Origin of the sequence: Bradyrhizobium sp. CCBAU 051011, assembly GCF_009930815.1 — a bacterium.
GTDB lineage: Bacteria > Pseudomonadota > Alphaproteobacteria > Rhizobiales > Xanthobacteraceae > Bradyrhizobium.
In genome coordinates, this window is sequence record NZ_CP022222.1 from 5,645,584 (window position 1) to 5,657,638 (window position 12,055).

Consider the following 12,055-nt stretch of genomic DNA (forward strand, 5'->3'; position numbering starts at 1 on the left):
CTTGCGATTCCAGAAAGGACACTCTTAACGTATTCCCGATATGCCACGTTCAGGATGAGCGCCATTAAAAACTGACCCATTTTTGGCGATCGAGATTAGCTCGCCATTGTACCAGGATCACTTCTCGTACAACGGACATGGTACGCTGCGGGACCTTGTTCGTTGTGCCAAGGCGATCTGCTCGCTCTCGCGAGAAGCCAAGGCCATGGGAGACCCGCAGCGCTATGCTTGGGTCGCAAAGCATAGCGGCGAGCCTCGCCGCATTGCGGTCCTGCTGCGCGTTCACCCCGCAAAGACATGCACAGGGATTGCCGCTGCCCCATGAGCAAAACCTGCGAGCGCCGTGTCATTAGTGAGCGGAACCATTACGAACTTACCTGGCAGCAGCGTACGCGCCAGAGCCCAAATCGGTTCCAATGACTATTAAAGTGATTTTGCCGGGGTATCGGACAGTTGTGCGCAACTTGTCAGGCATTCGCCGGCTCCTTGTTTCATGACCCGACACCCAAGCCGACGTCGCGGGCGACCAGAAAGAGGAAGGCCGGAACGTTGCCGACTAGAATGAAGCGATGTTTGCAGCGGACCAAATGTCGAGACCTTTTGGGGATCGTCGCGGCAGCGACCGGAGGCCCGGTTGCCAATCCGGTATGCGAAACACTCCAACGGACTTTCGCTTCAGCTTTGAAGCTGTCGGCAGACAGCTCTCTCGCCCGAGCTTTCCGATGATCCGGCACCATCGTGACCTGGTGCGAAGCTTCGGCCGGCCTCAACTTGTAGCTCAACGGCAAGCATGCCTGATGGCGAGATGGTTGTGACTTTTTGCCGCGAAATCCTAGCGCTTGGCGACCTCAATCCAAACCTTACCGCTGCCGATGAGCTTCTGCTGCCCCGACTTCGCTGATCGAGTCGTGGTTCTTCCGACAGGCAGCCTGCAATGCGTCCAGGTAGGAGCGACGCCAACGGTGAACATCGTTTTGTTCCAGCTTGGTCATCATGCGACGCCAACGCAGTACCCGCTCGGTTCGCGGAAGCTCGATCGCCGCGAACAGACTTTCAGCCAGTGCATCGATATAGTAGGGGTTGACGAGGATGGCGTCGGTCAGTTCATCGGCCGCGCCCGCGAAACGGGAGAGAACCAGTGCGCCCGGATCGGAAGGATCCTGGGCGGCCACGTACTCCTTCGCGGCAAGGTTCATGCCGTCCCGCAAGGGCGTGACGAATCCTACTTTGCTGGCACGGTATAGCGCCGCGATCTCCGGCTGTGATACCGGGCGGTAGATGAAGTGCCTACCAGCCGACCGATCCGCAGATCGCCTTCCATCTGGCGCGCTTTATCGAAAACGTCCGCGGGCTTTCGAGTGACGCTATCGTGCTGCGGCAGGAATGGCTGCGCGCCTACGACTTTACGACCGATCGCGGCGCCGCCGCCCTCAATGACCACGCCCGCGTAGACGAGATAGCAGCCTTGGACAATGAACAGCCAGCAAAAAGATACGCGGCCTTGTTGATCACTGAGAACGAAAGTCCGTGATAGCCGAAACCGGTCCACAGCCACATCATTGCCAAAATGCCGGCAATGAACACGGTCTCCTTCTCGTGTTTTGCGGACGAGCAATACTGCCAAGAAGATATGCCGCGATCTGGACCGGCCAGATGGCATTATTGTAAGTCACAAAAACCGCAAGAAATTGCTCCGGCGTAAAAGGCAGCATGGATCGGCGTCCACGCCTCGATACTTCACATAACCGCCATTCACGAGGGGTGCTTTGATTTGTCGCAAAGACCGATTGCAGAGCGACTAGGCCGACGCCACACCATAGGACATGTTGGCCCTCATTGTCGTCGAGAACTGATGATCAGCGGGTTCCGATATTGCACCTTTGAGACATGGCGACCGACCCTGACGATGTCCGTTTCCAGGGGGAAAACCGGAAATAGTCGGCCGACGACCAAAGATCCTAAGCGGACATTCGGGCGGAGGGACCTGTAACGCTGACCTGCCGAGCTTTAAAGAAGCAGTCAGCGCACGGTTCCTGTGGTCGTCTCTGAGCGACCGGTGGCCGGCGGTGGGGTCTCGTCCCGCACCGTTGATCCCGGTGTTCCGCTTGGTCCAGGATTTGGGGGAACATGCGTAGTGCTCTCCCATGCAAGGGCGGCAATCGCAAAAATGATTGCTCCAGCGACAACGGCGAGAGTGCGAATACTGATCGAGCCTTTCTGATCCTGATTATTTCGCATTTGGCCCTCGCGTGATGGTTCCATTGTGTGCTCATGCAGGGACATACATATGTGCTGCGGCGATGTTGTGGTGACGTTACGGCTGCGCGCCCAGAAGAAGGTTCCCAGTGTTATACCTAGACCTCGGGATCGTTACGATCCTGATTGTTATCAATGGCTTACTCGCAATGTCGGAGTTGGCTATCGTATCATCGCGCCCGGCCCGGCTGGCCGGCCTTGTCGAAAAGCGCGTCAAGGGGTCCCGCCGTGCCCTTGCACTCGCATCCGATCCCGGCAAATTCCTGTCCACGGTTCAAATCGGCATCACGCTGATTGGCGTGTTATCCGGCGCTTTCTCGGGCGCTACGTTAGGGCTGCGCCTTGCATCTTGGCTGATCGAGGCCGGACTCTCGCCGACCGTCGCAGAGACAATCGGGGTTGGCGTTGTCGTGGCCGTCATCACCTATGCCTCACTGATTATCGGCGAGCTTGTTCCAAAGCAGATTGCGCTACGCGATCCCGAGGCTGTGGCCGTCAGGGTTGCGCCTGCAATGGTGCTGCTGGCCAGCATATCGATGCCCTTGGTCTGGCTATTGGATCGTTCTGGCAAGGCGCTGCTGTGGCTTCTGGGCCATCGTGGTGAAGCCGAAGAGAAAGTCAGCGAAGATGAAATTCGCTCGCTTGTTGTCGAGGCCGAAAATGCCGGTGTGCTGGAGCCGGGAGAAAAAGAGATGATCGCTGGCGTAATGCGATTAGGTGATCTTCAGGTAGGAGCCGTCATGACGCCGCGCCATGAAGTGAGCATGATCGACTTGGCCGATCCGGCTCCGACGATCTACAGCGCCTTGCTAAACAGCGATCACTCACGATTGGTGGTTTTCGAAGGCAATGGGGAACACGCCCTTGGGATCGTGCAAGCCAAGGATGTGCTCAATGCTTACTTGTCCGGACAGACGCCGGACATTCGGAAACTAACCCGGCAAGTTCCCGTCATTTCTGAATCCGTCGATGTGCGAGATGTTATCGCGATCTTGAGGGAATCCCCTGTGCACATGGGACTAGTGCACGACGAATATGGCGTTTTCCAAGGTGTCGTGACGACCGCAGATATTCTCGAAGCGATTGTCGGCTCTTTTCATACGAACGACGGGCCTGCTGAACCTGCTGCCGTAAGGCGCGACGACGGCTCCTATCTAATCTCGGGTTGGATGCCCGCGCTTGAATTTGCACAATTGCTCGGGATCACTCTTCCTCCATCGCGGCCATATCAGACGTTTGCCGGTTTTTTGCTTCAGGAGTTCGGCAAGATCCCGGGCATTGGCGATAGAATTGAAGTTGATGGATGGCGATTCGAAATCGTCGATGTGGACCGAAGGCGCATAGACAAGGTGTTGGCCAGCCAGTTGGAAGTCGCATGAATATCAAAGCCCGCTTCTGGCACGTTTGAGAAATGCCGACAGGGCCCTTCTGATGTCCGTTTCATCGGGGTAGACCGGAAGTGATCGGCGCAGCGCCGAAGCGGCGCGATTGACCGGAAGCGGACGTCTCATTCGGTCTGGCCCCAAACATTCAAATGAGCTGGCTCACAGGAAAAAGATGAGAGTCACCACCACGAATATTGGCAGAAGAAACGCCACAGCCCATGCCAGATAGCCGAAAAAGCTCGGCATTTTTACACCGTTTTTTCTCGCGATAGCATAAACCATGAAATTCGGAGCGTTGCCGATGTAAGTATTCGCTCCCATGAACACGGCCCCGGCTGAGATGGCTGCGAGCGTCAAAGCACCGCTTGCCATCAAGTTTTTTGCATCCCCGCCCGCGAGCTCGAAGAACACTAGATAAGTTGGGGCATTGTCCAAGAACGAAGACAACAAGCCGGTCATCCAGAAATAAGCGGCATGATTTGGGGTCCCATCTGAATGGGTGACAATGCTCACAAGCGGAGCGAATGCGCCGGATTTTCCAGCGTTGAGCATGGCAATAACAGGGATGATGGTAACGAAAATCCCTGCGAAAAGTTTGGCGACCTCAACCATTGGCGCCCATGAAAAGCCGTTGGCGTCGTGATCAGAGGAGGACGTCCATGCGAGCGACGCGAACACCACTCCTAACATAACTGCGTCACGGACGACGTTGCGCAGCTCGATCGTTGTGCCGAAAACCTCGACGCTTCCGAGGTTGACCGTTGCACTGAAAAGGAGAGCGCCAATAATTCCGCCCATCAGGACAAAATTGACGCCGCCGCTGACGCGCAGCGGGTCGTCAGGGGTCGGGTCCGGCGGGCTATGTCCATCTTTGCGATAGAAGTAGGTATCGATCACGAAGAAGAGGGTCAGTAGGAGGCCGACAATCAACGCCGTCTGGGGCAATAGATGGGTCGTCGTCCAGAAGAAATCGACGCCTCGCAAGAAACCGAGGAATAGAGGGGGGTCCCCGAGCGGGGTAAGAGAGCCGCCAATGTTCGAGACCAGGAATATGAAAAAGACGACTATGTGCACGTTTCTCCGACGATCGTCGTTAGCCCGCAGCACAGGTCGGATCATGACCATCGACGCGCCCGTTGTCCCGATCAGGCTCGCCAGAAGTGTGCCTACCGCTAGCAACATGGTATTCACGACGGGCGATCCGTGCAGATTTCCTCTCACGGCGATACCACCTGCGACCGTGAACAGTGCAAGGAGCAGCAGAATGAACGGGATATATTCTAGCAATAGCGTGTGCAGGAGCGCCTGCGTCGTCGTGGATACACCTGCCGAAATCACGAGTGAAACCAGAATCAATCCCGCCCACGCGAACGCTATCTTGCCTTGGTGATGCTCCCAAAAATGGGGTGCCACGAGTGGGAACAGGGCGATAGAGAAAAGCATCCCAGCAAAAGGCAGTGCCCAGCCAAGACCCATCCGCGCCCCATCCAGATCGGCCGCAAGCGCTTCTGATGGCAAAAATATCGCAATGACAATGGCGAGGAGACCCCCCCGATCGCTCCGCATTTCAGCTCACGTCCGGCCAGATCGCTGATGGAGGTAGTGCGAGGCTAGCCCTGCGGCCGCTACCATGAACGGAAGCGCTAACAGGAACGCAAAGGAGCGATCGAGCGTAGCAAGCCAAAGACATAGTTCAGAAAGGTAGCTCATCCTCCATTTCTAGCACGAACCTTGCCGACGGCCAACGGTCTGACCTCGTTAGCCAAACTATCTACGGTGTCACGACGCAGATGACCTAAGTGACGCCGCCGCGGTTGCTGACCAGCCTGATGACGGCTTCGCGCCCATCATCCTTGAGATAAGCCTGTGCCGCTTGAACCAGACGTTGAACCGCCGCTGGATTGTAATCCGGGTGACGCGAATTGAGGTGTAGGTCGGTTTCAATCACCATCACCTCGGCAGTGCCTGATGGCCCAACCTCGACGCAGAACGTGACAAACGAAACGTGCGGACTTTTGAAGGGCATCAATGTCACCGATATGAGAAGCTCTTTGCACAGAGGTTAACCATTGGAGTGGCGGCTGTCACTACTCTCGGACTGTTGCTATTCAAGGGCCAAGTTGTGCAAAGATGGACGACCGACAGCAAAAGCCCGTTCCGGGCCGGATTGGCGTTGGACTCTCGCTTGTCTTGTTCGGCGTCCCTGCGCTGCTGCTTTGGCTGGCTACAACTCAGTTGCTTCCTCTCCTGGTGGCACGGGGGTGGGAACCACTTTCGGCGTGGTTCGCGAGCGGCGCGCTTGTCTTGGCACCGCTCCTCGCCGCCGCATTGCTCGGCGCGTGGATGGCACTGCCAGCGCCATCCCTTCGCACTGTCCTGGAGCACTTGCGCGTTCGCCATCTGAGCGGCGAAGAGTGGCGCCTCGCCGGCCTTGTGCTGCTGTTTACCTTCGCGGCTGTCGCTGGTTTGCAGCTGTTCAACGCAAGCGTCTGGCCGGGATTGCCGCCTCATCCTTCCTTCATGGCGGTTAGGCCGCTAGAGATTGGTCAATACTACATTCTTGCGCTCTGGCTGCCGTTCTTTGTGCTCAACATTATCGGCGAGGAGTTCTGGTGGCGCGGGTTCATCCAGCCGCGCCAGGAGCCGGTGTTCGGTCAAAGCACCTGGCCCGTCCAGGGACTTCTTCATGGCCTCTTTCACTTCAGTTTCGGCTTTGGCGTCGTGTTTCTCCTGATGCCGGTCGTGCTCGCCATACCGTGGGCCGTACAGCGCACGCGGAATACGTCGGTCGGCATCGTCATCCATGCGGGCGTCAATGGTCCGGGGTTCTTGGTTGTGACGCTCGGCCTTATACCAACCTGATGCCCACGGCAGCATAGTGTAGGCACGTCCGCTATTGGCAGATTTTGTTGCAAAAAGGGCTTCGGCACGCAGTTCGATGCGGTGCGCGAGCTTCTGGAGGAAATGAACCGCGCTCCACCGGCCACTAGACCAGTGCCCCGACTCCGCAGCCTCGCGCTGCCTCCGATCCGGAAAATACGAAGCCGCCACAGGAATGGCCAGCGGGCCTACGGCCCCTTTGTTCGACTGCCAACTTCATCCGGTCCAGGTCATCGCAGAACACGCATTTCAATTCCGTGCGTCCGTTCGATCCAGATATCGGCACCATTCTCCTCCCGCAGTGCATACAACGCGTCACTCGGTCCAAGGGCTTTGCGCCTGCCAGGATCGCCTTATCTTCCTCGTTGAGGTGCTCGCCACCCAAAGTCGAAATCGGAACGAGAGTTCAAGCATTTCAATTGGCTAGAAGGCGATGTGTGCATGGCGCGTGCACCGAGCGATCAAGGCGTCGGCGCGGCAGATCCCTATGCCCCGGTCGGATCGAAAACGTCATACGTGCGCAAGCGCGGGATGCGTATTCCTCTCTCCTTCATGTCACGCAATGCGACATACATCATCGCAGTCATCAACGCGTCGTTGAAAGCGTCGTGTTGAGGAAGAGTGGGGATATTGAGGTCTTTGAGAATTGCCGCGAACGAGAGATCGATCGAGGTGTTGGGCGGCGCGTCACCGTACTTGCGCTCGTAGTAGAGCTTGGAGACCTCGATGCGGGGATTTGGCAGTTCGATCTCAATAAAGGGAAGAATATACTTATCCAGCATGGCGATATCGAAATCGACGTAGTACCCGACAAGCGGCCGTCCTCCGACGAAATGCAGGAAGCTTGGCAGCGCCTTCCGGATCAGGGGGCCCTGTGCAACGTCGACCTGACGAAGGCGATGTACCTTGATCGCTTCCGGCTGCATGCTGGCCTCGGGGCGCACAACCGCCTCGAAGCGTTCGCTGGTCAGGATACGGTTGCCCCGTATCTTGATCGCAGCGATGGTTATGATGTCGTCGGTGTGCACATTCAGCCCCGTTGTTTCGCAATCGATCGCAACAACTTCGTCCGTGGGGCCACGCTCGAACATGAACCGGTAGGACTGGTCTCCGATCGAGGCTTGATGGAACAGGCGTTTGATAGCGCGGGGGATCACGTCAGAAGGCACCTAGATTGAAATGACGACGAGTGAACTCGCGAAACTGCTTCACAACCTGAAACGCATCGCGCAGGAGGTCACGCTCCATGCTTGACAACGACGACGGTCGTACAAGCGTACCGGAGGTACCGGCTGACGCTGCCAATTGCCCATCGAGCCTCAACATCAGCATGAACTGAAAGGCTTGGCTCAACTCGCGAGCGAAGTCCGCATGCAGCACGCCGATATCGCGCAGCCGCGCGATGCGCTTGTCGGTGGCGGTCTCCATCAACCCATGCTCGAGAGCAAGACTGCGGACGCCATGCACGATCGGAAAGATGCCACCCTTCTTGAGGTCCAGCGCGTCGCCATTGCCCGCAGATGTGATTAGATTTTTGAACAGACCGATCGGTGTGGCGAAGGTGTCAATCGCGCGCGCGAAATGGGCCAGGAAAGCCTGCTCTCCGCGGACCATCTCGATGAGCGTGGTCTTGGCTTTGGTGAGCAGCTGTGCGTTGCCAGCGACGGCCCGCGCATCATAGAAGATGGCGACGTTCAAATGGGAAGTGTTATCGGGTAGCGCGATCCAGTTGCGAAAATCCGCGAGATAGTCGGAGAGTGGCTTGGACCACGCCGGACTACTCACCATCACGTTCCCGGGGCAGGGTGGAAAACCAAAGCTTGCCAGCGCCCCGGAAAAATCGGCTCGAAACGCGTCCAGCGTCGGCTTGTCGACCGGTTCGGACAGGATAAGGCCGTTGTCCTGATCCGTGCGAACGGTCTGCTCGCCGCGGCCCTCACTCCCCATGACGATGAGGCAACCGCTGGTGCGAAACTCGGCTGGCGCTACCATCTCGAACAATCTGGAAAAAAGGCGCTGATTGAGATCGGAGACGATCTCGCCAATCAGCTCGACACCGACGCCCTGGCGGCGCAGCGTGCGTACCTGCGCCGTCGTTTCGCGCGCAGCGACGGCCAAATCATCCTGGGTCGAAGCACGCTCGATGCGGCCGGCGACGACCTGGGCGCTGCCGGCAAGAAAGCCCAGCACGTCGATATCCTCCAGGACGCCGACAAAGCGCTCGCCGTCACGGACCGCGACGCGCCGCTTGTTGAGCTTGGTCATGAGCACAAGAGCCGAGGATACGAAGTCATCCGGTCGCACCGTGATCACGTCGAAGTGTGCGAATTCGCGCACAGGTGTTTGGATCGATTGGCGGCGCAATACCACCGCCTTGGACAGGTTCATGCCGGTAATGATGCCGATCCGTTCGCCGTCGCGAACGAACAATGCGTTGCTATCGATCTCGTGCATCATGTGGCCTGCGGCTTCGACGGTGTCTCCCGCATCAATGAAGGCGGCGGGGTGCAGGAATAGCTCGGAGATCCGAGAACGCATCAACGAACCATAACGCTGCTCCTCCTCGTCGCGGACGAATTCATCCAGCTTGCGCGATATATCGCGGTAGAAGAACGAAGCAAACCGTGGATTGCTTTGAATCAGGTCGACTATCGCGGCTTTCGGAGCGGCGTAACATAGCGTCTCTTCGCGAGCGAGAAAGGTGTGTCCGCTCTTGCCATGGACGAGGGCGCGGCTATCGAAACTGTCTTTGGGGCCGAGCAGCGCCAGCAGGTCGCTGCCGTCCCGCTCCTCGATCGTACCTTTGATGACGACGTAAAGAGCGTCGGCAGGCGTGTCTTGCTCGATAATCGCTTCACCCGGCCGGAAGTAGACGATGTCGAGCGCCGCACGCAGCGTCTCGACCTCTTTTGGCGTCAGACGATCAAAAGGCGGATTTGCGGCATCGAAAGCCTTGGGCATTGCACTCGAGCCCCCTGGCTTGGAATAATGCGCAAGCTAGCCTTTCAAGGTCCGGGTCTCAATGCGCGGTCGCTCCTGCTGCGCCGATTCCGGTTTGGCAGCGCACAAACTGTGCGTCGAAGCCATCCCGGTCGACCGCAGCCCGCGTGCTGCGGTCCAGGATCGAAAACAGCCAGATGCCAACGAACGCAAGGGACATCGAGAAAAGCGCAGGGTTGTCCAACTTAACCGGCGCCGACCCCTTGGCAAAACCGAGGGTCACTTCCCATACGGCGGGCGAGAGTATAACGCCGACCACGGCACTTGTCAGGCCAAGGAAGCCCCCGATCAATGCGCCCCGCGTGGTAAGACCTTTCCAGAAGATCGACATCACCAGCACCGGGAAGTTGCAGGATGCCGCGATGGCGAAGGCGAGGCCAACCATGAAGGCGACGTTCTGGTTCTCGAAGATGATGCCAAGGATGATCGCCAGTACGCCCAGGAACAACGTTGCTATCTTGGAGACGCGAACTTCGTCTTGTTCATTGGCATTTCCGCCCTTGATCACCATGGCGTAGATATCGTGGCTGATGGCCGAGGCTCCGGCGAGTGCCAACCCGGAGACTACGGCGAGGATGGTGGCAAAAGCGACCGCCGATATGAAGCCAAGGAACAGATTGCCACCAACGGCGTCGGCCAGATGGATAGCGGCCATGTTGGATCCGCCCTTGATGGCCGCGATCCCGCTCTTGGTCTTCTCTAGAATCCCGGCATCGAGGAATGCCAGATCGGTCGAGACGAGCGTGATGGCGCCGAAACCAATGATGAAGGTCAGAATGTAGAAGTAGCCAATGAAGCCGGTTGCATAGAACACCGACTTGCGCGCTGCCTGGGCGTCTTTCACTGTAAAAAAGCGCATCAGGATATGCGGTAAGCCCGCGGTGCCGAACATCAGGGCCAAGCCAAGCGAAATCGCCGACAATGGGTTGGAAATCAAGCTGCCGGGTTCCATGATCGCGATCTTCTTGGGGTGCACTTCCGTTGCCTTGGCAAACAGCGCTTCCGGGCTGAACCCGAACTTGTAAAGTACCGCGCCGGCCATGAACGTTGCGCCAGAAAGCAGTAGCACGGCCTTGATGATTTGCACCCAGGTCGTGGCTTTCATGCCGCCAAAGGTCACGTAGATCATCATAAGGCCGCCGACCAGGACCACTGCGATCCAGTATTCCAGACCAAAAAGGAGTTGGATCAGCTTGCCGGCACCAACCATCTGCGCGATCAGATAGAATGCGACGGTCACCAGTGAGCCACTCGCCGCCAACACGCGAATCCGTGTCTGCCCGAGCCGGAACGAGGCAACGTCGGCAAATGTGAACTTGCCCAGATTGCGCAGTTGTTCGGCAATCAGGAACGTGACGACGGGCCAGCCGACAAGCCAGCCCACCGAGTAGATCAGACCGTCGTAGCCGGAGGTATAGACAAGGCCCGAGATGCCCAGGAACGAGGCCGCCGACATGTAGTCGCCGGCGATCGCGAGGCCGTTTTGGCCGGCAGTGATGCCACCGCCTGCGGAGTAGAAATCCGCAGCTGATACCGTCCGTTTTGACGCCCAATAAGTTATGGCAAGGGTCAAGGACACAAAACCGATGAACATGCCAATGGCGGCCCAGTTGGTCGCCTGCTTGCCGCCTCCGTCGATGGTTCCGGCCGCAAGCGCAAGCGTGGGAAAGCAAACAAGCAATGTCACCAACAGACAGGAAATCTTTTTCATGGCCGGTTCGCTCCAACAATCTTGCGGATCAGCGGATCGTATTTGGAATTGGCCTTGCTGACGTAGATGCCGGTGAGCAGGAACGCCGAAGCAATGACAAGCAGGCCGATCGGAATACCGATGGTCATCACGCCCGTCCCCAGTGGTGTACCGAGGAACTTTGGTGCATAGGCGACCAGGAGGATAAAGCCGAAATAGATGATCAACATGATCAGCGATAACGTCCAGCCGAGCGACGAGCGTCGGCGAACCAGTTCCTGATAGTTGGGGTCTTGCTCGATCTTTTCGTGACTGCTCAACATGCATGGTCCCTTCAGAGTTCGTGGAAAGAAAGTCGGACCCGCGCGTTCAAGCTGCCGCACGGCGTCCATTTCCTGCGTATTCGAAGTCGGGCACATGTAAGCGTGAACCAAAATTGCTCACGACAAACAGCTTTAGAGCTACATCACGTATGTACGAGCAGGCGGCGAGCGCTTTGATACAGATCAATCTGCCAGACAGTGCGCGTTCTCGCCCGCAAGCAAAATAAGTTTGCAGGTCTCGCGCTTGACCAAGATCAAATCGGCGCCCGTCGTATGGCCGTATGGGAATGCGGTGGACTGCGTCAAACTGGCTTGCCGTTACGCTCCGCGTAGCGAGCCAGACTACTTCTAGAGCGCGATGACATTCTTCGAATCGTGATCCCGCTCTATCTCTTTTGTTTGGCACGATCTCCGCGCAAACGCGTGGCGTTTGTCGCAAGAGAAAACCGGTACCCACTGCTCCGGATAATGCTCCGGAACTCCAATAAGAGAGAGCGCGGACTCGAACCGTGCCAGCACCG

General features: G+C 57.5%; 9 protein-coding genes and 1 pseudogene. 3 read left to right on the top strand and 7 right to left on the bottom strand.

The annotated features are described in order from the left end of the window. Positions 1-860: 860 nt before the first annotated feature. Positions 861-1,280 (bottom strand): trehalose-6-phosphate synthase, encoded by a 420-nt coding sequence (locus tag ACH79_RS26410; protein WP_371419475.1) that lies wholly within the window; start codon positions 1,278-1,280, stop codon positions 861-863. Positions 1,281-1,288: 8 nt separating this feature from the next. On the opposite strand from ACH79_RS26410, the pseudogene ACH79_RS44255 reads away from it, so the two are divergent. Then, a pseudogene (locus tag ACH79_RS44255) lies at positions 1,289-1,454 on the top strand (VirB8/TrbF family protein); the annotation flags it as partial. 891 nt (positions 1,455-2,345) lie between these two features. Next, a complete protein-coding gene (locus ACH79_RS26420; protein WP_161853565.1) occupies positions 2,346-3,635 on the top strand; it encodes a hemolysin family protein in 1,290 nt (429 codons plus the stop codon). A gap of 165 nt (positions 3,636-3,800) precedes the next feature. On the opposite strand, the gene ACH79_RS26425 is transcribed toward ACH79_RS26420, so the two are convergent. Next, on the bottom strand, positions 3,801-5,207 hold the full coding sequence (locus ACH79_RS26425; protein WP_161853566.1) for a sodium:proton antiporter: 1,407 nt from the start codon (positions 5,205-5,207) through the stop codon (positions 3,801-3,803). Between the two features lie 229 nt (positions 5,208-5,436). Next, positions 5,437-5,667: a hypothetical protein gene (locus ACH79_RS26430; protein WP_161853567.1), complete on the bottom strand. Its 231-nt coding sequence runs from the start codon at positions 5,665-5,667 to the stop codon at positions 5,437-5,439. A 104-nt stretch (positions 5,668-5,771) separates the two neighbouring features. Here ACH79_RS26430 and ACH79_RS26435 point away from each other — a divergent pair, with 104 nt between their 5' ends. Then, complete coding sequence (locus tag ACH79_RS26435) at positions 5,772-6,503, top strand: CPBP family intramembrane glutamic endopeptidase (protein WP_161853568.1); 732 nt, start codon at positions 5,772-5,774, stop codon at positions 6,501-6,503. 503 nt (positions 6,504-7,006) lie between these two features. Here ACH79_RS26435 and ACH79_RS26440 read toward each other — a convergent pair. Genes ACH79_RS26440 through ACH79_RS26455 form a run of 4 tightly spaced genes read right to left on the bottom strand, consistent with a single transcriptional unit; the run spans position 7,007 to position 11,534 of the window. Beyond that, entirely contained in the window at positions 7,007-7,678 is a 672-nt protein-coding gene (locus ACH79_RS26440; protein WP_161853569.1) for a 3'-5' exonuclease, read from the bottom strand. A gap of 1 nt (position 7,679) precedes the next feature. Next, positions 7,680-9,482 carry a putative nucleotidyltransferase substrate binding domain-containing protein gene (locus ACH79_RS26445; protein WP_161853570.1) on the bottom strand — a complete coding sequence of 601 codons (1,803 nt, stop codon included), beginning with the start codon at positions 9,480-9,482 and terminating at the stop codon, positions 7,680-7,682. 58 nt (positions 9,483-9,540) lie between these two features. Further along, positions 9,541-11,232, bottom strand: coding sequence for a cation acetate symporter (locus tag ACH79_RS26450; RefSeq protein WP_161853571.1), 1,692 nt, complete (start codon positions 11,230-11,232; stop codon positions 9,541-9,543). Next, the gene (locus ACH79_RS26455) at positions 11,229-11,534 is read right to left on the bottom strand and encodes a DUF485 domain-containing protein (RefSeq protein WP_371419283.1); all 306 of its coding nucleotides are present in this window, start codon (positions 11,532-11,534) and stop codon (positions 11,229-11,231) included. The genes ACH79_RS26450 and ACH79_RS26455 overlap by 4 nt, the downstream gene beginning before the upstream one ends. Positions 11,535-12,055: the final 521 nt, after the last annotated feature.

What these genes read in the sequence shown, in the direction of transcription:
- ACH79_RS26430 (WP_161853567.1), bottom strand. Translation starts at nt 5,667, where the DNA reads ATGCCCTTCAAAAGTCCGCACGTTTCGTTTGTCACGTTCTGCGTCGAG.
- ACH79_RS26455 (WP_371419283.1), bottom strand. Translation starts at nt 11,534, where the DNA reads ATGTTGAGCAGTCACGAAAAGATCGAGCAAGACCCCAACTATCAGGAA.
- ACH79_RS26450 (WP_161853571.1), bottom strand. Translation starts at nt 11,232, where the DNA reads ATGAAAAAGATTTCCTGTCTGTTGGTGACATTGCTTGTTTGCTTTCCC.
- ACH79_RS26425 (WP_161853566.1), bottom strand. Translation starts at nt 5,207, where the DNA reads ATGCGGAGCGATCGGGGGGGTCTCCTCGCCATTGTCATTGCGATATTT.
- ACH79_RS26435 (WP_161853568.1), top strand. Translation starts at nt 5,772, where the DNA reads ATGGACGACCGACAGCAAAAGCCCGTTCCGGGCCGGATTGGCGTTGGA.
- ACH79_RS26445 (WP_161853570.1), bottom strand. Translation starts at nt 9,482, where the DNA reads ATGCCCAAGGCTTTCGATGCCGCAAATCCGCCTTTTGATCGTCTGACG.